Origin of the sequence: Streptomyces sp. NPDC057099 (genome assembly GCF_042671245.1) — a bacterium.
GTDB classification, from domain to species: Bacteria; Actinomycetota; Actinomycetes; order Streptomycetales; family Streptomycetaceae; genus Streptomyces; species Streptomyces purpurascens.
Genome location: NZ_JBHUTX010000038.1, coordinates 21,444 through 43,855, shown reverse-complemented (window position 1 = coordinate 43,855; position 22,412 = coordinate 21,444). Strand labels below are relative to the sequence as shown.

21 protein-coding genes and 1 pseudogene are annotated in these 22,412 nt (G+C 69.8%); 2 read left to right on the top strand and 20 right to left on the bottom strand.

The genetic code is table 11. The features are described from left to right. Window positions 1–131: 131 nt before the first annotated feature. The 6 genes from ACFT4A_RS32100 to ACFT4A_RS32075 are packed head-to-tail and all read right to left on the bottom strand — an operon-like array spanning window position 132 to window position 8,032. Window positions 132–1,790 carry a (2,3-dihydroxybenzoyl)adenylate synthase gene (locus tag ACFT4A_RS32100; RefSeq protein WP_382837089.1) on the bottom strand — a complete coding sequence of 553 codons (1,659 nt, stop codon included), beginning with the start codon at window positions 1,788–1,790 and terminating at the stop codon, window positions 132–134. Then, the gene (locus tag ACFT4A_RS32095) at window positions 1,783–3,843 is read right to left on the bottom strand and encodes an acetate--CoA ligase family protein (RefSeq protein ID WP_382837086.1); all 2,061 of its coding nucleotides are present in this window, start codon (window positions 3,841–3,843) and stop codon (window positions 1,783–1,785) included. The genes ACFT4A_RS32100 and ACFT4A_RS32095 overlap by 8 nt, the downstream gene beginning before the upstream one ends. After that, window positions 3,840–5,393 carry an FAD-dependent monooxygenase gene (locus tag ACFT4A_RS32090; RefSeq protein ID WP_382837083.1) on the bottom strand — a complete coding sequence of 518 codons (1,554 nt, stop codon included), beginning with the start codon at window positions 5,391–5,393 and terminating at the stop codon, window positions 3,840–3,842. Before ACFT4A_RS32090 ends, ACFT4A_RS32095 begins: the two co-directional genes overlap by 4 nt. Window positions 5,394–5,409: 16 nt before the next feature. Continuing rightward, window positions 5,410–6,132 carry a maleylpyruvate isomerase family mycothiol-dependent enzyme gene (locus ACFT4A_RS32085; protein WP_382837080.1) on the bottom strand — a complete coding sequence of 241 codons (723 nt, stop codon included), beginning with the start codon at window positions 6,130–6,132 and terminating at the stop codon, window positions 5,410–5,412. After that, window positions 6,129–6,959, bottom strand: a complete 831-nt coding sequence (locus ACFT4A_RS32080) for a fumarylacetoacetate hydrolase family protein (protein WP_382837077.1) — start codon at window positions 6,957–6,959, stop codon at window positions 6,129–6,131. Before ACFT4A_RS32080 ends, ACFT4A_RS32085 begins: the two co-directional genes overlap by 4 nt. Next, window positions 6,956–8,032 (bottom strand): cupin domain-containing protein, encoded by a 1,077-nt coding sequence (locus ACFT4A_RS32075; protein WP_382837074.1) that lies wholly within the window; start codon window positions 8,030–8,032, stop codon window positions 6,956–6,958. The genes ACFT4A_RS32080 and ACFT4A_RS32075 overlap by 4 nt, the downstream gene beginning before the upstream one ends. Before the next feature lie 154 nt (window positions 8,033–8,186). On the opposite strand from ACFT4A_RS32075, the gene ACFT4A_RS32070 reads away from it, so the two are divergent. After that, entirely contained in the window at window positions 8,187–8,918 is a 732-nt protein-coding gene (locus ACFT4A_RS32070; RefSeq protein ID WP_382837071.1) for an IclR family transcriptional regulator, read from the top strand. Between the two features lie 208 nt (window positions 8,919–9,126). Here the strand turns inward: ACFT4A_RS32070 and ACFT4A_RS32065 are convergent, their stop codons facing one another. The 9 genes and pseudogenes from ACFT4A_RS32065 to ACFT4A_RS32025 all read right to left on the bottom strand — a co-directional run bounded on the left by ACFT4A_RS32065 (window position 9,127) and on the right by ACFT4A_RS32025 (window position 16,740). Further along, window positions 9,127–10,329 (bottom strand): amidohydrolase family protein, encoded by a 1,203-nt coding sequence (locus ACFT4A_RS32065; RefSeq protein WP_382837069.1) that lies wholly within the window; start codon window positions 10,327–10,329, stop codon window positions 9,127–9,129. A gap of 615 nt (window positions 10,330–10,944) precedes the next feature. Continuing rightward, window positions 10,945–11,832, bottom strand: a complete 888-nt coding sequence (locus tag ACFT4A_RS32060; protein WP_382837066.1) for an SDR family oxidoreductase — start codon at window positions 11,830–11,832, stop codon at window positions 10,945–10,947. A gap of 65 nt (window positions 11,833–11,897) precedes the next feature. Continuing rightward, on the bottom strand, window positions 11,898–13,001 hold the full coding sequence (locus tag ACFT4A_RS32055; RefSeq protein ID WP_382837063.1) for an alcohol dehydrogenase catalytic domain-containing protein: 1,104 nt from the start codon (window positions 12,999–13,001) through the stop codon (window positions 11,898–11,900). Continuing rightward, window positions 13,001–13,990, bottom strand: a complete 990-nt coding sequence (locus ACFT4A_RS32050; protein ID WP_382837060.1) for a hypothetical protein — start codon at window positions 13,988–13,990, stop codon at window positions 13,001–13,003. Before ACFT4A_RS32050 ends, ACFT4A_RS32055 begins: the two co-directional genes overlap by 1 nt. Window positions 13,991–14,085: 95 nt before the next feature. Next, on the bottom strand, window positions 14,086–14,829 hold the full coding sequence (locus ACFT4A_RS32045) for a hypothetical protein (RefSeq protein ID WP_382837058.1): 744 nt from the start codon (window positions 14,827–14,829) through the stop codon (window positions 14,086–14,088). Between the two features lie 88 nt (window positions 14,830–14,917). Then, the gene (locus ACFT4A_RS32040; protein WP_382837178.1) at window positions 14,918–15,082 is read right to left on the bottom strand and encodes a fumarylacetoacetate hydrolase family protein; all 165 of its coding nucleotides are present in this window, start codon (window positions 15,080–15,082) and stop codon (window positions 14,918–14,920) included. Window positions 15,083–15,150: 68 nt separating this feature from the next. Beyond that, window positions 15,151–15,639 (bottom strand): annotated as a pseudogene (locus ACFT4A_RS32035) (fumarylacetoacetate hydrolase family protein); the annotation flags it as partial. Window positions 15,640–15,755: 116 nt separating this feature from the next. Further along, window positions 15,756–16,400, bottom strand: a complete 645-nt coding sequence (locus ACFT4A_RS32030; RefSeq protein ID WP_382837055.1) for a VOC family protein — start codon at window positions 16,398–16,400, stop codon at window positions 15,756–15,758. A 19-nt stretch (window positions 16,401–16,419) separates the two neighbouring features. Then, complete coding sequence (locus tag ACFT4A_RS32025) at window positions 16,420–16,740, bottom strand: hypothetical protein (protein ID WP_382837052.1); 321 nt, start codon at window positions 16,738–16,740, stop codon at window positions 16,420–16,422. 196 nt (window positions 16,741–16,936) lie between these two features. Between ACFT4A_RS32025 and ACFT4A_RS32020 the strand changes: the two genes are divergently transcribed. Next, window positions 16,937–18,637 carry an FAD-dependent monooxygenase gene (locus ACFT4A_RS32020; RefSeq protein WP_382837049.1) on the top strand — a complete coding sequence of 567 codons (1,701 nt, stop codon included), beginning with the start codon at window positions 16,937–16,939 and terminating at the stop codon, window positions 18,635–18,637. Between the two features lie 10 nt (window positions 18,638–18,647). Here ACFT4A_RS32020 and ACFT4A_RS32015 read toward each other — a convergent pair whose 3' ends face one another. The 5 genes from ACFT4A_RS32015 to ACFT4A_RS31995 all read right to left on the bottom strand — a co-directional run bounded on the left by ACFT4A_RS32015 (window position 18,648) and on the right by ACFT4A_RS31995 (window position 22,356). Continuing rightward, the gene (locus tag ACFT4A_RS32015; RefSeq protein WP_382837046.1) at window positions 18,648–19,232 is read right to left on the bottom strand and encodes a TetR/AcrR family transcriptional regulator; all 585 of its coding nucleotides are present in this window, start codon (window positions 19,230–19,232) and stop codon (window positions 18,648–18,650) included. 439 nt (window positions 19,233–19,671) lie between these two features. Continuing rightward, window positions 19,672–19,764, bottom strand: a complete 93-nt coding sequence (locus ACFT4A_RS32010) for a zinc-binding dehydrogenase (protein WP_382837175.1) — start codon at window positions 19,762–19,764, stop codon at window positions 19,672–19,674. Beyond that, on the bottom strand, window positions 19,764–19,976 hold the full coding sequence (locus ACFT4A_RS32005) for a hypothetical protein (RefSeq protein WP_382837043.1): 213 nt from the start codon (window positions 19,974–19,976) through the stop codon (window positions 19,764–19,766). Before ACFT4A_RS32005 ends, ACFT4A_RS32010 begins: the two co-directional genes overlap by 1 nt. A 14-nt stretch (window positions 19,977–19,990) precedes the next feature. Further along, entirely contained in the window at window positions 19,991–21,526 is a 1,536-nt protein-coding gene (locus ACFT4A_RS32000) for an aldehyde dehydrogenase family protein (protein ID WP_382837040.1), read from the bottom strand. A 287-nt stretch (window positions 21,527–21,813) separates the two neighbouring features. Next, entirely contained in the window at window positions 21,814–22,356 is a 543-nt protein-coding gene (locus ACFT4A_RS31995) for an SDR family NAD(P)-dependent oxidoreductase (RefSeq protein ID WP_382837036.1), read from the bottom strand. Between the last annotated feature and the right edge of the window lie 56 nt (window positions 22,357–22,412).

Sequence of the window (22,412 nt, the reverse complement as noted above, 5' to 3'; positions counted from 1 at the left end):
GTTCCCTCTGACCGGCAGGCCGGTGCTCGAAGCGCTCGGCCTGGTCCGCGCGGAGAAAACGCAGCGGCAGGACAGCTTTGACTCCCCCGGGGGAAGCGGGAGCATCACCGCAGCGTCGTCGGCTCGCCCTGTCACACCGCCTCGACGGATCCTGCCTTGGCACGGACGACATCCCGCAGACGCTTCTTGTCGATCTTGCCGACCTTCGTCAGCGGCAGTTCGTCCATGACCAGCAGGTCTTCGGGGAGTTTGTAGCGGGCCACCTGCATCGCGGTCAGGGCGGCGCGGACCGATTCGAGGGTCAGGTCGGCCCCCGGTTCGACGACCACGACCGCGCACACCCGCTCCCCCAGGTCGGGGTCAGCCTTCGCGACGGCCGCGACACGGGCAACACCGGGCAGGCGGTAGATGAGGTTCTCGACCTCCTCGGCGGAGATCTTCTCTCCGCCCCGGTTGATCAAGTCCTTGTCTCGTCCTTCGACGACGAGATTGCCCGAGGGGTGCAGCCGGACGACGTCACCGGTGCGGTACCAGCCGTCGGGCGTGAACGCGCGGGCGTTGTGCTCGTCGGCCCGGTAGTAGCCGCGTGGGGTGTACGGGCCGCGAGTGAGCAGGGCGCCCATCTCGCCAGGCGGGACCGGGTTGTCGGAGGCGTCGACGACGAGGATCTCGTCCTCCGGGCACATGGGGCGCCCCTGGGTCTCGATCTTGATGTCGTCGGGGTCGTCCGGGCGCGTGTAGTTCAGCAGCCCCTCTGCCATGCCGAACACCTGCTGGAGCGTGCCGCCGAGCACGGGTTCGGCGCGGCGGGCGACCTCCGGGGCGAGTCGGGCGCCACCGACCTGCAGCAACCGCAGCGCGGGCGGCGCGGCGTGGCGGCCGGAGGCGACGGCGTCGATCCAGCGCTGGACGACGGCGGGCACGGCTGCGGTGGCCGTCACGCCCTCGGCGGCCATCAGCGGCAGCACCTTGTCGGGGTGCGGGGTGCCGGCCAGGACCACGCGGCCACCGTTCATGAGGGTGCCCAGGATCCCGGGGCAGGCCAGCGGGAAGTTGTGTCCGGCGGGCAAGGCCACCAGGTAGACGGTGTCGGAGTCGATGCCGCAGACCTCGGCGCTGCGCCGCGCGTTGTACTCGTAGTCGTCGTGGGTGCGGGCGATGAGCTTCGGCAGTCCGGTGGTACCGCCGGAGAGCAGGAAGACGGCGATGTCGCTGCTCTGCGGGGCGAGCCGGTCGAGCCGGGCCCGTGCGGTGGCCGGGTCGTCGGCCGGTGCGGCCAGGGCGCGCAGATCCGTGGCAGCGGTGCCGACCGTGCCACCTGCTACGAACAACAGCCGTACGCTCGGCGTGGCTTCGGCGACCTCCAGACCCAGGGCCTGGTGGTCGAAGTCGCCGAGTCGGTCAGGTACGGCGATCGACGTGACCTCGGCATGCTCGGCCAGGTAGCGCAGTTCGTGACCGCGGTGCGCGGGCATCGCCATCACGGGAGCGATGCCCGCCCGCAGACACGCCAGGGTGAGCGTGACGAACTCCCAGCCGTTGGGCAGCTGGACGAGCATCGCGTCACCGGGGTTGAGACCACTGTCCAGCAGGCGACACGCCAATCCATCGACTCTGTCGCTGAGTTGCCCGTAGGTCAGGCACGTGCCGCCGTCCACGACGGCCACCGCGTCGCCGTAGGTCGCGGCCCACTCGTGGAGGGACGACCCGAGCGGCCTGCCACGCCAGTACCCTGCGTCGCGGTATCGGTCGGCGGCCTCCTTGGGCCAGGGAACGAATCCCTCACGCATCGTCGGATCCTCCTTGATCCCGGGAGTCACGCAGCAGCAATACGGCGTCGAGCGCGACGACATCGCCGTCGGGCAGGACGCGCAGGGGGTTGATCTCGCACTCGGCCACCGTCTTGTCGGTGGCCAGGGACGAGAGGGCGAGCAGCACGTGGGTGAGTCGCGCGCGGTCGACCGGGGTGGCGCCGCGCGCACCGAGGAACATCTCGCGGGTGGCGAGCTCGTCGAGCATCGTGTCCGCTTCGTGCGCGGACAGGGGCGCGAGACGCAGGGAGATGTCGCCGAGGATTTCGGCGGCCGTTCCCCCGGCGCCCAGAGCCAGCACGGGGCCGAAGACCGGGTCGCGGCGTACGCCGACGATGAGTTCGGGGCCCGCCGGGGCCATGCGCTCGACCAGCAGGGCGGGGCTCGCGGGCATGCGCGCGAGGGCGTCGTCGAGCTCCTCGTGCGTGCGGATGCCGACCTGGACCCCGCCGACTTCCGTCTTGTGCAGGATCTCCGCGTCGAGGATCTTGACCACGACCGGTCCGCCGAGTTCTTCGAGAGCCGCATGCGCCGCGACGGGGTCGGCGCACACGCGCCGTACGGGCGTACGGATGCCCAGGTCCGCGAGGACGCCCTTGGCGGTGTGCTCGTCGGCAGCGCCGGACAGAGGCAGCGTGGGGGCACTGGGCTCGGTGATGTCGGCGGCCTCCAGACGTGTGCGGGCCGCCGCGTCCTCGACGAGCGCGCGCACCATGACCGAACCAGAGGCCGGCGTGGCCGCGCAGGGAATGCCGGCTTTCCCGAGTTGTCGGCGGGTCTGCCGTGCCTGCTCCACGGGTCCGCCGACGACGGCGACGAGCGGGGTGGCGGTGCGGGCGGCGGTCAGCGCGGCCGGGAGGTCCACCACGGTGGGTTCCAACAACCCGTACACGGCGGTGACGTCGATGCCGGGGTCCTCCGAGACCCGCTCCACGACCTGCGTGAGCGCGGGTGAGGGGCGGCCGGTGTCGACGGGGTTGTTCAGGTAGGTGAGGGCGGGAAGCAGCTCGCGCAGTTCCTTCACCGACCGTTCGACCAGGGGCGGAACCTGGATGCCGTGCGAGCGCAGGTCGTCGGTGAGCAGCAGTCCGGGTCCGGCCTGTGCGGTGACCAGGCCGATGCCCGTGCGTGGGTTGGCGGGGAGCCGTACGCGGCTGAGGGCGGTGACGGCGTCGACGAGGTCGCGTTCGTCGTCGACGAGGACGGCTCCGGCCTGGCGCAGGGCCGTCCTGGTCACGCGCCAGGAGGTCGCCAGGGCGCCGGTGTGGGAGCGGGCGAAGTCGCCGATGTCGCTGCGGCCCACGACCAGGGCCACGACAGGGACACGATCGGTCAGGCGGCGTACGGCCTCGGTGAGACGGCGGCCTTCCGCAGCCGTCTCCACATGCAGGGCTACGGCCCGTACGCCGTCGTCGTCGGCGAGGTGGTTGAGGACGTCGGCCTGGGTGACGTCCAGGCTGTTGCCCAGCCCGACTCCGAGGCGCAGGCCGACGCCGGCCTCGGCCAGTGCGAAGGCCAGCGCGTGGTTCACGCCGCCGCTGGCGGCCACGACTGCCACCGGACCCGGCTCCAGGTCGGCCACGCCCGGGACGAAACTGGCCGTGAGCCGTCGGTGCGGGGCGAGGAAGCCCGAGGTGTTCGGCCCGAGGACACGGATGCCGGTGTCCCGCACCACCTCGGCCAGCGCTTGTTGGTACAGCGCACCGTCGCCGCCGGCTTCGGCGAACCCGCCGGCGCACACGAGGGCGGCGCGGGCCCCTGCGGCCGCCGCCTCGCGCAGGGCGTCGGCGGTCACAGCTGCTGGGATGCAGGAGACAACCAGGTCCGGCGTGATGCCCTGGGCTTCGGCCGCCTCGTCGGCGGTGGGGAAGAAGCCCCGATCGGGGTCCGGGCGGCCGGAGTTGACCTTCATCACCGGTCCCGGGAAGGAAGCCAGGGAGTCGGACATCGCCGCGCCGAGCTTCCCGGGCGTGACCGATGCGCCGAGTACGGCGATGGCTCGGGGTGCGAACAGTGGGTTCAGGGCGCTCACTTGGTGCCTCCGACGAGGTCGGCTCGGCCGGACAGCACGAGCGTGGTCGCCGTGTCGTCGTCATACGCGTCGATGACCGCGGCAGGCAGTCCGTGCACGAGCCGGGCCTCCTCCGCGACCAGTACGCGGGTCAGTGCCGTACCGCCACGTACGCCGATGAGCGGTGTGCCCGCCTGTGCTGTCTCGCGCACCTGATCGAGGGCGAGCGGCAGACCCTCCTCCGTGCCCGGGGCGTCGATCCACACGCCCGCGCGTGACGGCTGGCCGTCGAACGGAAGCATCGGGATGCGGGTGCCGTCAGCCCCGGTCAGCCCGTCGTCGCCGGCCGTCACCTGGCGCGAGGGAAGGCGGAACGGCCCGGCACGGAAAGGCGTCTCCAGGGGCGGCGTCTCGTGGTGTTGGAGCCACCATCCGTCGACGCGGTCCACGTAGGCCGCGTCGCGCACGGCGAGTTTGCGGCGCGGGATGCTGCGGGTGAGGAAATGGAAGGCGAACCGTGTGGGATCGTCGAACGAGCGGACGTAGCGGCCGAAGTGTTCCCACCAGGACAGGCTGGGACGTGCCGAGTTCTGGATCCTCTCGACCTTGGGGCGGCGGCGTTCCTCGTAGATCTCGAGTGCCTCCGGCACGCTGTGCGACGCCTCGCCCAGGGCCTCGGCCAGTGCGACCGCGTCCTCCATGGCCATCTTGGTGCCGGACCCGACGGAGAAGTGCGCGGTATGGGCCGCGTCGCCCAGCAGCACCCACTTGCCACGCCGCCACGAACGGGCCCTGCGGGTAGCAAAGTTGGCCCAGCGAGAGTTGTTGCCGACCAGCGGATGCCCGTCGATCTGCTCGCGGAACAGGTCCTCCAGGTAGCTCTTGGTCTTCTCGTCGCTCGGGCCCGGCGGGGTGGAGGGATCGAAGGCGTCGAGGCCGGCTGCGGCCCAGGAGTCGGCGTCGGATTCGACGATGAAGGTGCTCAGCGAGTCGCTGATCGGATACGCGTGGGCGGCGAAGACACCGTGAGGGCCGTCCTGGTGCACGAAGGTGAGCCCGTCGAACATGTAGGTGGTGCCGAACCAGATGAACTTCGCGCTCGCCACCTCGGCGGTCGGCCCGAAGCCGTCGGCGAACAGGGTGCGGAAGCGGCTGTTGGCGCCGTCGCACACCACGACCAGGTCGAACTCGTCCAGCTCGGCGGGATCGCGGACCTCGTGCTGGAAACGCATCTGCACGCCCTCGGCGCGGGCCCGTTCCTGCAACAGGCTCAGCAGCGTCTTGCGGACCACGGCCGCCATGCCCATGCCGCCGACGCGCTCCCGCGTACCGTGCACGCGGACCTCGATGTCGTCCCAGTGCCGGCCGTGCTTCTCCAGCGCCTCGCTGAGGACAGGGTCTGCGGCGTCGATGGCGTCGAGTGTGGCGTCGGAGAAGACCACTCCGAAGCCGAACGTGTCGTCGGGGCGGTTGCGTTCGAAGACCACTACCTCGGCGCCGGGTCGGCTCCGCTTCAGTAGCGTGGCGAAGAACAGTCCTCCGGGACCTGCGCCGATGCAGGCAACTTTCATGGCTTTTCCTTCGTGCTCACAGCCACGCGGGCAGCTTCGGCAGGGATCCCCCGCCGGTCGGGTACAGAGGGCCGGGCACGGGGCGCCCGGTCGCGTAGGCGGCCAGGCTGGGAAGGTCACCGCTCACCGCGACCGGCTCCGCGCCGCCGGGCGCGCCCAGGAGCCAGGTACGGACAGCGCTCTCGGTCCGCAGCTCGACAGGGGGGCAGTCCGGGCGGGCCCGAAAGGCGGCGGCCACGTCGTCGACGAGCGCCGCGCACACCTCGTGCGGGACATCGTCGAAGGTGGTGATGTTCAGATCGACGGTGTGGACCCACACCTCGCGCACGCGCATCCAGGGCACCTGGGAGGCCGGCACCTCGCGTCCCCGTGCCGTCCGCACGGTCGCGCCCCAGCACTCGTCCGGCAGGCCGGCGAACGCCTCGGCCAGTCGTCCGTCGGCCGCGAGGAGTTCCTCACGCAGCACGCCCGCCGGTCGGCGGGCGCCGTCCTCGATCCCGTCGGCACGCTGGTCGGCACTGGCGTACATCGGGGTCTCCACACCCGTACGCGCCCAGGTCATCAGGTTGACGAGCGCGTCGGCGTTCCGGGCCACGTGGGCGACGACGTGGGCCCTGCTCCAGCCCGGCAGGTACGACGGTCGGGTGAGCCCCGCGTCGGTCAGCCAGTGCACGGCCGCCTCGAAGGCGGCCGTCCCCTTGGCGGCCCACTCCAGCACCGGGTCCGGGCGTGCGCTCACCGCATCTCCCGGTGGCAGGTGTTGCGGCACTCGCCGATCCCCTCGATGCGGGTGACGAGGCGCGTACCGTCCTGGAGATAGCGAGCGGGCTTGCGGGCGTGGCCGACCCCGCCCGGAGTACCGGTGGCGATCACGTCGCCGGGCACCAGCGTGATGATCTCGGACAGGTACGCGACCAGCGTGGCCGGGTCGAAGACGAGGTCGCCGGTGTCGGCCTTCTGGACCGTGTCGCCGTCGACTTCACAGGTCAGGCTCAGGCCCTGGGCGGACACCGCGGGGTCGTCGGCGGTCACGAGCCACGGTCCGATGGGGGTGGTGGCCTCGAAGGTCTTGCCCTGGTCCCACTGGGTGGTGCGGTACTGCCAGTCGCGGGCGGTGACGTCGTTGAGCACGGTGTACCCGGCGATCGCGGCCCGCGCCTGCGCCGTGTCGGCGTGCCGGACCTCGGCTCCGATGACGACGCCGAGCTCGGCCTCCCAGTCCATCTGCGTGGACGCGGCGGGCAGGGCCACGGCGTCGTAGGCACCGACCAGGGCCCGCGCATACTTGTTGAACAGCGTGGGGTGCGAGGGGAGTTCGCGGCCCATCTCCAGAATGTGGGTGCGGTAGTTGAGGCCGACGCACACGACCTTCTCCGGCGCGACGACGACGGGGGCGTAGTCCAGGGCGCCTTCGTACGTTTCGTCATCGGCGGTCGCGGCACGCGCCGCCCAGTCACTGTGGCGCAGGAAGGCCACCAGGTCGCTCTCGCCCAGGTCCACCGCCCTGTCGTCATCGATGCGGACGGCGCGCGTGGCGCCGTTGACCCGGATGGTGGCGAGCTTCACTTGTGTTCTCCTCGGGAGGTACGGGCGAGGCCGAGCGCCTCGTAGACGGGCTCGTCGCTGAACCGGAACAGGTCGACCTGGGTGCGGGCTACGAGGGAGACCTCGCACCAGGACGGGACGACGAACAGGTCGCCCTTGGCGATCTCGAAGACCTTGTCGCCGACGTGGGCGACCGCCTCGCCCTCGAACACCTGCCAGATCGAGGAGCCGACCTGGCGCACCGGGGTGGTCCGGGCGCCGGCCCGCAGTCGGCGCATCTCGGTACGCATCGTGACCAGGGCGTCCCTGCCGGTGGTGGGGTTGGAGAAGCGGATGCCGGCGTGTCCGGGCTCGATCACGCCGGGCACGCCCTCCTGCTCCAGTTCCAGCTGGGCGGTCAGCGCGGCGTCGGTGTGCTCCCAGCGGTAGGCGGCCAGCGGGGAGTTGGGCTGGTCGGGCAGGCCCATCGGGCGCAGCCCGGGGTGGCCCCACAGTCGTTCGCCGCGCGAGCGCTCGGGGGTTTCGCGGGTGGAGAGCTCGTCAGGGCCGAACTCGAAGAAACCGGCGTCCAGTTGGGACACGAGCGGGATGTCGAGGCCGTCGAGCCAGGCCATCGGCTGGTCGGTGACGTTCTGGTGCTCGTGGAAGGCCCAGCTCGGCGTGAGCAGCAGGTCACCGCGCCGCATCGCGACCGCGTCCCCGTCGACGTTGGTCCACACACCCTCGCCTTCGACCACGAACCGGAAGGCTCCCTGGCTGTGCCGGTGGGAGGGGGCGACCTCGCGCGGACCCAGGTACTGGATCGCGGTCCACAGCGTCGGCGTGGCGTATGGACGGCCCGGGAGGCCGGGGTTGGACAGGGCCATGGCGCGGCGCTCGCCGCCACGTCCCACCGGCACCAGGTCGCCGGAGCGCTGTGCGATGGGCAGCAGCTCCGCCCACCGCCACAGGTGCGGGACCGCTGCGGACTGCGGCGACATCGGCATGAGGCCGTCCACCTGGGTCCACAGCGGGATCAGGCCCGCGTCCTCGAAGTCCGCGTAGAGCTCGTCGAGCAGCTTCTGCTCGGTCTGCTCGCTGGTTGTGTCGGTCAAGACAACCTCCACGTAGTGGGTTCTGTGTATCGCCCGAGGGCGCGCTCACTTGCGCGCTGCAGAGGACGCTACGCCGCCATTTCCCCTTTGCGGAATCTTCTCGGGATAGAATTCCTCTATGGAGAATTTGGAAGGGCCTGGACCCTCGTATCCCGTGAGTGCGGCCGGCAACGCCCTACGTGTCGTCCGCCTGTTGCACGAGCTCGACGAGCTGCGGGTGATGGACGTATCCGACCGGCTAGGCGTCGCGCGCTCGACCGCCCACCGGATCCTCGCGATGCTCGTCTACGAGGGATTCGCGGCGCAGGACCGCCGCAAGGTGTACCGGCCGGGGCCGGCTCTGCAGGCGATCAGGGGAAGTCAGGCCGCCCCTCCCCCGGACCTGATCACCATCGCCCACCCCCACCTTCAACGACTGGCGGACGCCGTCCGTGAGACGACCCACCTGATGGTGCTCGAGGGCAACGGAGCCCGCTTCCTGGACGGCGTGGAGGGCCCCCAGGCCCTGCGCGTCAGCTACCGCACCGGCACACTCCTGCCCGCCCACGTGACCTCGGGCGGCAAGGCCCTGCTCGCGGCGATGCCGGCGGACCGGCTCCTGGCCCTCTACCCCAACGGACTCCCCGAGGACCGGGCCAAGGCTCCCAAGGACTTCGAGAGCCTGATGAACGAGCTGGTAGCAGTGCGCCGGGACGGCTACGCGACCAACCGGCAGGAGAGCGAGCGCGGAGTGCACGCCGTCGGTGCGTGTGTGCGCGACCGCACGGGCACCGCCATAGCTGCCGTGGTCGTGGCGGCTCCGTCCGTCCGTTGCACCCGCGCAAGGCTCGCTGAACTGTCCCAGCCTCTGCTCACGACCGCGCGGGACATCGGTCAAGGTCTGTGAACGGCAGCGGCGCACGCCACCGCCAAGCCGCATGGTGGCGCGCGCCGTAGCAGTACCCCTGCCGGATCGCGGCCCCGCCGGGCTGATCCCGGCGGCCGCCATCCTGACGAGTAACGGTCCTTCACCGGGCCCGGGCCCTTCGACGTCGCCCACCTTCAGTACGCCGATCCCTACTCCACGAATCGCGCCCTTTCGGCATCGCGTCTCCTCACAGTCTCAGAACGCGCTCGGCGTTGCCGTGCGCGATGCTCGCGAGGTCGGCCGGCGCGTACGGTGCGGAGCGCAGGAATCCCACCGCCTCGGCGCTCGACTCGAACGGGTAGTCGATGGAGAACAGCACCCGGTCGACGCCAACGGCATGGACGGCTCCCAGCAGCGCGGCATGCGACATGACTCCGCTGGTGGTGACATACACGTTGTTCCGCAGGTAGTACGAGGGCAGGTGCTGCACCCTGTGCTCGGCGGGCACCTGGTCGTAGCGGCTGTCGAGCCGGGCCATCTGGAACGGCAGCAGCTCGCCCATGTGCCCCAGCATCACCGAGGCGCCCGGGAATTGGTCGAACACACCGCCGTAGATCAGCCGGAGCGCATGGGCACCCACCGTCGCGGTCCAGCCCCAGGACGGCCCGACCAGCACGGGATACCCGTCGAAGACCCGCCAGTTGTCCGCCGGCACAACAGCCGGATGCAGATACAGCGCCACGCCGAGGCGCTCCAGCTCGGCCCAAACCGGCCTGAACTGCGGCTCGTCCAGGTAGTGCCCCCGCACATGATCGTTGTACAGCACACCCTTGAATCCGAGCTCCTTCACCGCCCGACGCAGCTCCACTACCGCGGCTTTGGGGTCCTGCAACGGAAGCGTGGCGAAGCCCGCGAACCGTTTCGGATGTGCGGCGACCGCCTTGGCGAGATAGTCGTTTATGTGCCGCGCGGCCGCCACGGCCTCCGCGGGATCCTCGATCACTTCCACGCCCGGCGTGGAATACGAGAGGATCTGGACATCGACCCCGTTGGCGTCCATGTCCGCCAGCCGCAGCTCGGTCAGATCGTCCAGGCGCCGGAACCACTCCTGCTTGATCGCCTCCGGCACCGCCATGTGCTGCCGGATCGCTGCCTCCTGCCGGATGGCTCCGGGAATGGAGAAGGCCTCTTCCACGGCCACGATGCGCATCTTTTTCTCCTTCTTGGCGTTTCGATGGCCCTTCGAGCCTCCGACCGTTGTGGAGGCACGGCTGCCGGGCGCCGTCTCGGCGGCGAGCGCCGACTGCCCCGCGACCAGACCGCCGACCACGGCGGCTCCCCCGGCAGCAGCGGTCGCGGCGAGGAATCTTCGCCGGGTGGCCTCGGTAGGAGGCTTGGTGCGGGGCTCGGCGGGCGGAGTCACGGCTTGGAAGGGACGGTCGTCGGGCATGTCCACTCTCCCTCAAGGCACGCGGGTGATTACCGGGGTCCTGCCAATGGCTGTTGCGCTCCACGAGGGTGCGCGTCGTTCGCGAGTGGTCCGAAGGCCCTCCAAGCCGCGGCCGCTGAAGGCATGGCGGCAGTCAGAGAGTGGGCTGTCGTGACCGGCTGGTCCTGGCCGGCTCGCAGAGTCGGCGGGCCGCCTCCGGCGACCGGGTCCGAGGGCAAGTGCACCCTCTCGGGCCGGGGCCAGCCCGAACGATGTCAGGCAGTTGTCTCGGCAAGTCGCTGACGCCCATCCCTGCGGGCTGCCTGAGCAGAGGAGCTGTTGGCGCTTGCCGCTCCAGAGCGCTCCTGGGGGGACGTGGGGCTGCTACCCCGCTTCCCCTCTCTTGAACTGGAGCCAAGCTATTTCTAGGGCACTTTCCAGTCAAGACCAGTGAGGAAGTCAGTTGGACGCAGCCCTATCTCATGACCCACAGTCAAGGACCCGGGCGGTCTGTCAACCTCTGCCGATCGCCACGGCCAGGCCACGCCACGGGCCACCCCGGGGCATCGTGCTGCCGCGTACCGAGCAGCCGTTGACCCCCTGGTGGCTTTCCGTAGCAGTCCCTGCGCGGAGCGCTCAGCCTCGCGCGGCGAACGCGGTGGCCGCTTCCTCAAAGGGCGCGGGTTCACGGCCGAGCAGCATCCGCAGGACGTTGCTGTTGCCGCGCAGGCCGTGCCGGTCATAGTCCTGCCACATGGCGCGCATGTCCGAGGCCCGGGACGCCGAGTCGGCCACTCCCGGCGGGAGCGGTGCGTCCGCCCAGTCCACCGTCCTCGCCTCCAGATCCACTCCCCGTGCACGTCCGGCGAAGCGCACCGCCTCGGTCAACGTGAGGGTAGGTCCGGCGAGTTCGTAGGTCGCCGAGTCGTGGCCTTGCTCGGAGAGCACCTTGACGCCGGCTTCCCCGAGGTCACGCAAGTCGATGAACGAGAACTCGTTGTCGACGTCGAACGGCACCCCGACGGGGCCGGCCGGAGCCCTCCCCCACGTCGACAGGACGATCTGCGCGAACATCGAGGGCTGGAGAATCGTCCAGTTCAGCCGCGAGGCCCGCACGGCGGCCTCGGCGTTCGCCTTGCGCAGGTGGTGGCGCAGCCCAGGGGTGTGCGGGTGGAGGACGGACAGGTACACGAACCGGCGCGCGCCCTCGTGCTCGGCCGCCTCGAGCGCCCTGATCGCGAGCATGTCTTCCTCCGGGTGGAACGCCGGTGGAATCATGAACACGAAGTCGGCGTTCTTCAGCGCCTGACGGACGGCGTCCGGCTCCTCCAAGTCGGCCTCGACGATGTCGTTCACGCCCAGGGCAGCCACTCGTTCCCGCCCTGACGGGCCGTGCACCACGGCCCGGACCCGGAAGGGAGCCCGCAGCGCGGCCTCCACCACGTACGTACCGCAGAGCCCTGCCGCCCCGATCACCGCGATCAGGGGCTGCTTCTGACTGCGTACGGCTTCTGACTCGGACACTTTCCCGGCTTCCTCTCGCTGTTCTGAGGTGACTCCGCGGAGCCGTGACGCGCTCGCGCGTCGGGTCAGGGGTTGATCACGGTCATCCACATGGGGTCGTCTACGCGTTGCTGTATCGCGTCCATGGCCTTGAGCGCTTCGGTGAGCGGGAACCGATGGGTGATGAGCTCGTCGGCGGTGAGGGTGCCCGTCTCGAGCAGGCGCAGGACATCCGTTGCGTCCCGGCGGGTGTAGGCGCGAGTGGCGACGAAGCGCCAGCAATGCATCATCAGGGCGATGGGGGGCAGCGACAGCGGGGTGGAGTTGCCGCCCATGTGCACGAGCGTGCCGCCGGTGGCCATGCCCGCCATGGTCTGGCCGAGGGCGGGACCCTCCGGGATGAAGTCGATGACGGCATGGGCTCCCTCGGGTACCAGCTCGCGCAGCCGACGGGTGAGAGCGCCGTCGGTCGACCAGTTCTCAGGGAGTTCGTCGAGTGCGACGACACTGGCCGGTACGCCGCCGGCGAGCCCGGCGACGCGGTGGAGACGCCCGGTGTCGCGGCCGACGAGGATCAGACGGGCGACTCCGAAGTGCTCCGCGAGTTTGACCGTCGCGGTTCCCATGGTGCCGGTCGCGGCGGTGACCACGAGGGTGGCCCGTTCCGGAAGGTCGGCGCACTTGAGTGCGCGCACGGCGTTGGCCAGATCCTGGACCTTGGCCGCGACGTCGAAGCCGACGGAGTCCGGCAGGGAATCGATCAGCCAGTGCGGGACACGGACGTACTCCGCGAGTCCGCCGTCGTGGTACTGCTCGTACAGCGGCATCGGACCATCGCCGAAGGCGGCGTGACCGAGCATGGCCTGCTGGGCGCACATCATGTCCCGGTCGGTACGGCAGTAGTCGCACTCACGGCAGTTCAGCAGGGGGTGCACCCGCACCCGGTCGCCGACCGCGTGGCCCGTGACGTCCCGGCCGACAGCGGAGACGACGCCTGCGGCCTCGTGGCCGAGTGTGGTGGGCAGATACTTGAGCGCGCCCATCCGCAGCAGACGCATGATGCCCGGCGCCAGGCCCGCCGAGGCGACCTTCACGACCACGTCGAGCGGACCCGGCTCGGGGACGGGCACCTCGTCCAGGACGAGTGCTTCGGCGCCTTGGTGCGCTCGTAGGGCGAGCATCGTGGCCATCAGCGGACCTCCACCGAGAGGCTCGGGAGCCGTTCGGAGGTGTAGGCATCCGCTGTACGCGTGGTCTCGGCTACCTGGGGCAGTTCCTGGTGCGAGAGGAGACTGACGTAGTCACCGGGCTCGGTCACGACACTGGCGTGGGAGATACCGAGCGGGATGCGCACGAAGTCGCCCGGCTCGAGGTCGACGACGCCCCGCTGGGTGATCAGCGTGCGGTGACCATGGGCCTGATACTGGATCTCGTCGGCGTCGAGGGTGCGCCGGTAGCGGCGCTGCCCGCCAGGAGTGGTGGTGACCATGCCGAGGCGGATGCGATCGGTCGTGTACAGCCAAGTGACGTCCTGACCGGGATCGGCCCGCAGCACCGCCATCCGCCTGTCCTCGTGGTGCACCTGCTCGAGCAGGAGCTGTTCGTCGACCCCGAAGACGGTGATGTCGTGGCCGAGCGCGGCCATGCACTGAGTGATCGCCTCGTTGGCCTCGCCGGGCTGCCAGCCGGGGAACGGCGGGAACATGGCCCCGGACTCCCGCTGGGCCGGCGCCAGCTCGGTGACCGGCGCGGGGATGTAGAACAGCACGTGGCTGTCCTCGCGGCCGTAGTTGTCGTGGGCGACGCCGCGCGGGATACGGGAGAAATCGCCGGGCTGGAACTCGATCACGCCGAGTTCGGACATCAGAGTCCGCTCGCCGCCGATCTGGTAGGAAATTTCGTCGACGTCGCAGTTGCGGTGGTAGAACGGCTGCCGGCCGTCGAGTTTCTGCCACTCGACGCGGATCTCGTCGTTCTCGTAGACACCGCGCGGCGGGGCGAATGCCTCCGGCTCGTACTGCTGCGGGTAGTGCACCACGGTCAGTGGCGGGTGCTCCCCCCACAGCTTGACGGGCACCTTCGGGGGATGCGGCGGCGAGAGCAGCAGGTGCTCGTCGCGGACGATGCTGCGCAACGGATGGTCGGAGCCCAAGACCATGACGTCTTCAACGACACTCACGGGGACCTCCTTGTCCTTGGGTGAAGAGTGGATCGACTCGGGTGACGCGGAGGGAATGTGTGCCGCAGCCTGTTGCCTGAAGCCCGTGGCAGCGCTCACTTCTTTCGGCCCCAGTACATCTCGATGCCCTTCCATTCCATCAACTGAGGGCTGTCGACCTTGTCCCCGAACGCCTCGCGGATCTGCTCTCCGGAGTAGTAGGGAATGTCGTCCACGGGGACGTGTGCGAAGAGTTTGTCGAACCACTGCCGAAGGTGGACGTCGGAGTTGATACGGGAGGAGAACGTCGCTCCCTTCAAGACCGATTCGGCCAGCACGATACGCCGGCCGGACTTCATCACCCGCAGCAGGTCCGCGGCCGTCTCGTGCCAGTCGTCACAGTGCTGTGTCGCCTGCAACACGGCGACGCAGTCGTATGCCTCGTCGCCCACCGAGTCCGTGTACGACCAGCGCCAGCAGCCGATCTGGCCGTTACGGCCGGGGACCTTGCCCAGGACGGCGTTTCGTCCGTCCTTGATGATCTCCACGGTGTCGATGACGCCCTCCGGTCCCACCAGGGCCCGCATGTCCTCGACCCACCCGGAGGGCGCGATGCCCTCACCGATGAGCAGAACCCGGTCTCCGGGACGGAGTTCGAGCAGACCGTAGACGATCTCGGAGATCGGCCGGGCCAGCTCCTGCCAGATGTACGGCAGTCCACCGGCGATGGCCATGGCCATTTCCCATTTCGCCCGCTGGGTGACGTCGTGGATCTCCGGCCCGAAACGCTCCTCGTCCCACGGCTGGATGTATCCCCACGGGTCGCCGCCACCGAAGCTGTTTGTGGCTTGTGTACTCATGTCGTCATGTCCTCCGTAGCCTGCCGGAATCGTGTGGTGAGGGCGCCGTTCCTTCGGCTGGAATGCCGCCCCCGATGCGCCCGGTCAATCAAGCGCAGGTGTTGACAAGGGCGCCGATGCCTTCGATCTCGATGCGCACCTCGGTGCCGGACCGCAGGAAGACTCCTTGGTCATGGCCGACGCCGGCCGGGGTTCCGGTGCTGATCGCGTAGCCGGGTTCAAGGGTCGTCTGGCGGGACAAGTAGGAGACCAACGCTGGAACGGGATGGATGAGCTGCGAGGTGCGGGCGTCCTGACGGGGAGCTCGTCGTCGACCCAGGTGCGCAGGCGCAGGTCGTCGGGATCGGCGAACTCGTCGAGCGTGGCCAGGGCGGGCCCCATGGGGGTAAAGGTGTCGAGGCTCTTGGCCGCGGTGACATTGGCCGCCCGTCCTGGGGTGCGGCTCTTCTGCACGTCACGGGCGCTGACGTCGTTGACGATCGTGAAGCCGGCGACGAACGCGTACGCCTCCGCCTCGGACACATCGCTCGCGCGCCGACCGATGACGACCGCGAGCTCGCCTTCGTAGTCGACCTCGTTGGGGGCTGCCTTCGGGAAGCGGATCTGCTCGCCCGTGCCGATCACCGAGGACGGCGCCGTCAGGAAGACGACCGACTCCTCCGCCACGCCGTTGTAGTCCACCTCGGTGCGGTGGTCGGCGTACGCGTAGCCCACCGCCCAGATCTTGGAAGGTCTGGGGACGGGGGCGATCAACTGAGCCTGAGCCACGGGGACACAGTCGCGGACCGCGGCCGTGGCGATGGACGCCATGTCGAAGCCGGCCTGCAGGGCGGCGCCGAGGTCCGCCGCGTCGAGGTCGAGAAGGGCGATGGTTTCGCCGTCGTCCTCAAGTCTGCCGATGCCCTTGGTCGTGCTGACAAGCCTGGTCACAGGGCCACCGCCTGGTTGTCCAGGCGCAGCAACTCGCTCTCGGGGTCACCTGCACGGTAGTGGGCGACGAAGCGATCGGGGTCGAGCTCCAGGCCGGAAGGGTTCGCCGCGAAGACGGGCCCGGACATGAAGGCCACCTCCTCCTCGGTGGTGGCGAAGTTGGCGCAGGAGAACTCGACGATGTTCCCGTCCGGGTCGCGGTAGTAAAAGCTGGTGGCCTGGCCGTGGTTGGCGGCACGGTGCGGGCGCGCACCGATGGAGGTCATGTGCTCGTGCTGGGAGATGAGGTCGCCCAGGGTGCCGACGCCGAACTGGAAGTGATGCAGGCCCGGCCCGGAGGCGCCGGTCCCGATCAGGCTGTCGATGCCGAACAGCGCGAGGACCTGGCTGTGCTGGGAGTCATGCACCCGGAAGAAGCCCAGCCGGACGTCGACCGCTCGCTCGGGCATCCCCGCGGGACGCGGCGGGGCGTCGGGATCCGGGGTCCGCTCGTAGAACGGGCCGTGTCCCAGTACGTGCGTGTAGAAGGCGGCCATGTCGTCGTAGCGGCCGGTCTTGAGCACGAGCTCGGAGAGCTGCAGCGCGACGGCTTGCGTTCCGTCGGCCCCTGTCCCGGCCTCGGTCTGGGGGGTCGTCGTCATCGTGGGGCCTCCTTGCCCGTCAAACGGTGCGGTGCAACGGCCTTGAGGTATGGCGCGTGATGCGCCACTTGCCGCCCGCACGGCGGAACTGGTGCGTGGTGTTGAGGACGCGGTCGAGGACGTAGGCACCATCGGGCTGCCCCACGTGCAGCAGGATCAGCGCCGGCAACTGGACGGACTTGCCGTGAGGCCCGCCGGCCTGGGCGGTGGTGACCTCATCGGCAAGTACGTGGACGGTCTGCCGCGCCGTGTCGGCCTCCCGCGCACGGAGGAAGTTGCCCGGCCTCTGTCGATGTCGTGGTGTATCCGACAACCAGAGCCAGGAAGTGGCTCCCGGCATCGTCTTGATCAGCAGGAGTCACCATGGCGTTTCCTGTCTCTTGAACCCAAGACGAGCGTAGCACCGCACATGACCCCTCAAAAGTCTTGTATTTTTCCAGGTCTTCCATACAGCGGCATGCGCATGCGACTCTGACCCCGGTTCAAGAGATCGGGCCATGAGCGGTCCGACCCTTGCTCAGGAAGGCAGATCTTTGATGTCTGACCAGCACGAGAGAGCCGGATCTCGGCGCGTCCTGGTCGTGGGAGCGGGGCCCGTGGGCCTCGCCCTCGCGACCGAGTTGGGGTGGCGTGGTGTACCGGTCACCGTGATCGACCAGGGCGACGGCCGCGTGCCCTTTCCAGCAGGCGAGGCGATCTTTTCCCGCACCATGGAACACCTTCGCCGCTGGGGTTGTGCGGAGGAGGCACGCGCGGAGTCGGCGCCGCCCCCGGACTACCCGCACCGCACGGTGTTCGCCACTTCCGCCACGGGGCGGGTCCTCACCGAGTTCGACTACGGGGTCACCAACCGGTCTTCGGGTGTGTACACCCCGCTGACGCCGGAGGGTCCCGCGTTCCTGTCCAAGTTCTCCTTCGTGCCGCTGCTCGCACGCACGGCGAGTGAACTACCAGGAGTCGAGATCAGGTACGGCACCCGCCTGGAGACGATGGAGCAGGACTCCGAGGGTGTCCTGGCCGTGGTGCGCGACATGGCGAGCGGTGCCACCGAGAAGCTGGCCGGCACGTACCTGGTGGCCTGCGACGGAGGCCGCAGCGGCATCCGTCGGAAACTCGGCATCGAGTTCGAGGGCAGGTTCGCGCAGGGCCACAACTTCGCTGTGCACTTCCGTGCGCCCCAGCTGCTCGACCTGCTGCGGCAGCGGCTGGGCGGCCCCGCGGTGCAGATCCACACCCTGTCGTCGGCGCGCAGGCCGTACATCACGGTGGTCAACGGCGTGGACGAGTGGCGGCTCTCGGTCTACCTGGACGAGGAACCCGACCCCGATGACGCGGTCGCCTGGATACGCGAGGCCGTCGGTGCGCCGATCGACGTGGAGGTCCTCGCAGCGCAGCCCTGGAGCGGGCACTGCGTCGTGGCCCGCACCTACCGTGCGGGGCGGGTGTTCCTCGCGGGCGACGCGGCGCATCTGCTGTGGCCCAAGGGGGGCTTCGGCGCCAACACCGGGATCGGCGACGCCGTGGACCTCGGCTGGAAGCTCGCCGCGACCCTCCAAGGGTGGGGAGGCCCGGCGCTGCTGGACAGCTACGAACAGGAGCGGCGGCCGATCGCCGTCCGCAACGTCACGGAAGCCTCCAGCAACTGGAGGGCCGACGCGCGGCTCGCCCCCGATGCAGTGCTCGACCGCATGGACGCGGAAGGCGAACAGGTCCGACGTGAGATGGGCGAGGAGATCCGCCGGTCCCGCGCCAAGGAGTTCCGCTGCACGGGCGTCCAGCTCGGCTACCGCTACAGCGGCTCCCCGATCTGCGTACCGGACGGCAGCCCGGAACCACCCGACGAACCGGACGAGTACGTACCGTCGACGTGGCCCGGCTGCCGCGCACCGCACGTCTGGCTGCCCGACGGCAGCTCGGTGCTCGACCACTTCGGGCGCGGGTTCACGCTCGTGGTCTCGGGTTCCGCGGACCCGACGCCTCTGGTGAAGGCCGCGCGCCGGTGTGGGGTGCCGTTGACGGTGATGCATCTCGCCGACCAGGCCACCGCGGAGCCGTACGAGCGGCCGCTGGTGCTCGTCCGCCCGGACGGTCACGTCGGCTGGCGGGGCCGGCAGGCTCCCGCGGATCCCCTCGCCGTGCTCGACATGCTGCGTGGGGCGACGGTCCCGACTCAGGACGCGACAGCGCGCGGAGCGGCGCAAGCGGTGTCAACGGGAGTCGGGGCTCACCTCGTCTGAGGTGCCGCGCTCAGCGCTCCCGCCCCTTGGCCCCTGCACTCCTGGCCATGACGGACTCCATCAGGAACCGGATCATCTCGTGGGCCGGTCTGTTCCGGTCGTTGGGCACGTTCGCCCCTTCGAACACAGCGAGCGCGACATCGCGGACGAGTGCGGCATCGACGCCTGGATCGTGAACGAGGCCGCGCTCGGCCATGAGCTCGTCGACCAGTCCCACGATCCAGTTCAGGAAGGTGTCGTGGGCCTCGCGGACTGCCTCCGAATGGGGAAGCCGGTCGTGCATGGCCTGGTGCAGCGGCCGGGAATAGCGCATGTCGGACAGCCCGCGCACGAGGCGGCTCAGTGGGTCGGCACCGGCCTGCTCCTCGTTGAGGATGCGGATCTCGCGACTGAGCAGGCGGTTCATGACGGCGGCGAAGATGTGGTCCTTGGAGTCGAAGTACCAATAGACGTTGCCCCGGGCCACGCCGGCGGCGGAACTGATGTCCGCCATCGTGGTCTTGGCGTAGCCCTTCTGGAGAAAGAGCTCGGTGGCCGCGGCTAGCAGATCACCCGTGCGCTCCTCCCGGGGGATCTGTTGGCGGTTCCGCGGCATCCCGACTCCTCCCATGAGTTCACTACATCTCACGTGAGTGTAGACACCCGGCAGGCCCCGCCCTGCTCAGGAGAAAGGAGTGCTGTGACCATCGGGCCCCGGCGAGGGGTCCCTGGAGATCCTTTGCCGAGAAGAGGCGGCGCGTTTCCCGCGAAGAACGTGCCGCGGAACTGCTCGCCGCCGTGACGTGACCCGCGGGTGCGCCGGCACGGCATTGGCGGCAGGGCGGCAGGTGTCGCCCGAGGTAATGTCCGCGGGTGCCACTCGTCGAAGGACGACATATTCGCCGCGGTGGTGGACGGGATGCTCAGCCGCGAGTTCCGGACGCTGGACAGCGAACTCCGTGACCGCGAACCGCTCACCGCGCTGCCCCGGAGCCTCGCGGACAGGCGCACTGTCCGCTCGCTGCACCGGGCGTTGCGCGAGCGCGACTCGACCACTACGGCACCAGGACGATCTTTCCGGTGGTGTGGCCGGCCATACTCTCGCGATGGGCGGCGGCGACGTCCCGCAGCGGGTAGCCGGACGCGATCAGGATGCGCGGTTGTCCTGCTGCCGCAACTTCCGCGAGCTGCAGGCGGGCGGCCGATCCCTGATCTCGGTGCCGAGGCCGGCGCCGGGCTCGCCGCCGAGGAGTTCGATCCTCGCCTGGGCCCTGCGCTGGAATGCCGCATCGGTGGCCTGCGGGAGCGGTCGGTCACGAATTCCCAGGTGCGGTTCATAGTCGATCAGGGGAGCAGCCATGCCCATGAGTTGAATCAGTCCGACTTCTCGCCGCTCTCGGCCAGGATCCTGTTACGGACACCAGCGAGGGCTCCCGCCATGGCACCCGCGGGCCTGCCGAAGGTCGAGGCGGAGAACCGGGCAGGGCCGCTCTTAGCGGTGAAGGAGTGCGCGTAGGCGAACTCCCGCAGTCCCTCTTCGCCCTGCTTGCGCCCGTAACCGCTGTCGCCGCGACCGCCGAAAGGCACTGCGGGGTTCATGGAGAACACCAGTGCATCGTTGATGCTGGTCATCCCCACGCGGAGGCGACGGGCGATGGCTTCGCCGCGATCGCGGCTGAAGACTGCGCTGCCCAGTCCGTACCGGCCGGCGTTGATGTGAGCGACGGCCTCATCGGCGTCGGCGACCTTGATGACCGCCAGTGTCGGCCCGAACGTCTCCTCCGTCGCCGCGAGGGCGTCGGGGGCCACTCCGACCAGAATGGTGGGCGCGACATAGCGGTCACCCACCGCGTCGAGGCCGCCGACGGTGACTGTCGCGCCGCGCTCCAAAGCGTCCTGGATGTGTTCCCGGATGATCGAGGTCTGGCTCGGCAGCGGAACCGGCCCGATCTCCGCATCCTCGTCGCTGCCGACGCGTACCTGCCCGGCAAGCTCGCTGATCTTCCGGACGAACTCGTCGTGCGCCGACTCGACGACGTAGGCCACTTCGAGACTGATGCAACCGTGCCCGGTGTTCTGCATGGCGCCCCACACGATGTGAGCGGCGGCTTCGTCCAGGTCGGCGTCCTCGGCGACGATGACGCCGTCCTTGCCGCCGAGTTCCAGCAGAACGGGGGTCAAGGTCTGAGCGCATTGGACGGCCACCGTCCTGCCCGTGGCGACGCTGCCCGTGAACGCGAGCTTGTCGAGGCCGGCCTCGATGAGCTCCTGCCCCGTGGCCCCGTATCCGTTCAGGTTCTGCAGGACGGCGGGGAGGTCCGGAACGGCGCGCTGCCAGGTCCGGATGAGCCATTCAGCGACGCCGGGCGTGATCTGGCTGGGCTTGAGGACGACGGCGTTCCCGGCCGCGAGCGCGTCGGCGAGGATGGCCGCGGGAGTGAGCAGGGGGAAGTTCCACGGGCCGATGACGCCGACCACGCCGTAGGGCTGGTACTCGACCCACGCACGCTGGTTGGGCGTGGTGGGGCTGGCCGGGACCTCCCGGCGCTCCAGGACGCGCGCGGCGTTGTCAGCGGCGTACTGCAGGTGCTCGAGAGTACCGAGCACTTCGACGCGGGCGTCGTCGAGGGGCTTGCCGTTCTCGGCGTGAATGAGTGCGGCGCCCTCCTCGCCACTCAGGGCTATCTGCCGCCGCCACGCGTGCAGCCGCTCCGCGCGGCCCTCGAAGCCGAGGTCCCACCAGGCTCCGGTGACCGAGCGTGCGGCGGCGACGGCCGCGGCGGCCTCTTCCTTGCCGGCCACGGGGTATCGCGCGAACTCGGCTCCGGTCGCCTGGTTGATGGTGACGATCTCGGTCGCGTCGTGTGCGATGGCGCCGTCACGCGTGGTCGTCGGAGTGTTGTCGGTCATAAGTCTTCCTCTGCTTTCTTACGCCCGCCCGCGTGAGCCGCACGCAGGGGTGAGGGCAGGTGGCGGACGTGGTCTTCGGCACGAGCGGCCACTGGACTGCAATCGGCGCGGGCCGACATGAAGGACCGCGCGGACGAGATCATTGAGAACGTGTGCCATGCCAAGCGTTTGACAGTTGGGCACGGGTAGCCGCATATCCGGAAGGCGCCCTCGGCGGGCGGACGTATCGCAGCCGTCGGAAGGCGACCCACGTCAGGGGCGGGGGCAGCGCCGAGAAGGCGCCCGCTCTACGCCTGGGGGCCGCGGTAGCGAGCCGCAGGCGTGGGCTGGTTCCCGCCGGTGACCAGAGCGGACTCCGCGGCCAGCAAGGCATCAAGGGCTGCGGCCTGGCCCTCCAGACCGGGGGTGCAGACGGTCTCCCCCAGGCGCAGTCCGGCAAGGCTGGCCGCGGCCACGTCCTGCGGGGTCATCGCCCAGGGGATGTCGCGGCCGGCGCCCTCGTTCCACTCCGTGGCCACGACGCCGGGCAGCAGCAGCTGCGTACGGAGGGGGGTGTCGGCGAGTTCACCGGCGAGGGTCCGGGTGAAGGCGACGGTGGCGGCCTTCGCCGCCGCGTAGAGAGTGCGTCGGGGTGCGCGGGGACCCTCGAGGCCCCCACTGAAGGCCAGCAGCGAGGCCACGGTGATGATCGTGCCCTTTCCGGCGGCGAGCATTCCGGGAAGCGCGGCGCGGACCAGCTGAACGGGGGCCACGGCGTTGAGGGTGAGCAGGCGGTGGATTTGGGGGGGGGCGGCAAAGGGAGGTGGGGGGGGACCCCCCGGGCCCGCCATTTAATAAAACAAGGGGCCCGGACCAAAGGGCCCAGGGATACGGCCAACGGGGTAAC

Coding starts and splice junctions, on each gene's coding strand:
- ACFT4A_RS32100 (WP_382837089.1), bottom strand. CDS start 1,790: ATGCGTGAGGGATTCGTTCCCTGGCCCAAGGAGGCCGCCGACCGATAC.
- ACFT4A_RS32090 (WP_382837083.1), bottom strand. CDS start 5,393: ATGAAAGTTGCCTGCATCGGCGCAGGTCCCGGAGGACTGTTCTTCGCC.
- ACFT4A_RS32065 (WP_382837069.1), bottom strand. CDS start 10,329: ATGCCCGACGACCGTCCCTTCCAAGCCGTGACTCCGCCCGCCGAGCCC.
- ACFT4A_RS32055 (WP_382837063.1), bottom strand. CDS start 13,001: ATGGCCACGATGCTCGCCCTACGAGCGCACCAAGGCGCCGAAGCACTC.
- ACFT4A_RS32045 (WP_382837058.1), bottom strand. CDS start 14,829: ATGAGTACACAAGCCACAAACAGCTTCGGTGGCGGCGACCCGTGGGGA.
- ACFT4A_RS32030 (WP_382837055.1), bottom strand. CDS start 16,400: ATGACGACGACCCCCCAGACCGAGGCCGGGACAGGGGCCGACGGAACG.
- ACFT4A_RS32025 (WP_382837052.1), bottom strand. CDS start 16,740: ATGCCGGGAGCCACTTCCTGGCTCTGGTTGTCGGATACACCACGACAT.
- ACFT4A_RS32020 (WP_382837049.1), top strand. CDS start 16,937: ATGTCTGACCAGCACGAGAGAGCCGGATCTCGGCGCGTCCTGGTCGTG.
- ACFT4A_RS32015 (WP_382837046.1), bottom strand. CDS start 19,232: ATGCCGCGGAACCGCCAACAGATCCCCCGGGAGGAGCGCACGGGTGAT.
- ACFT4A_RS32005 (WP_382837043.1), bottom strand. CDS start 19,976: ATGGCTGCTCCCCTGATCGACTATGAACCGCACCTGGGAATTCGTGAC.
- ACFT4A_RS32000 (WP_382837040.1), bottom strand. CDS start 21,526: ATGACCGACAACACTCCGACGACCACGCGTGACGGCGCCATCGCACAC.
- ACFT4A_RS31995 (WP_382837036.1), bottom strand. CDS start 22,356: ATGGCGGGCCCGGGGGGTCCCCCCCCACCTCCCTTTGCCGCCCCCCCC.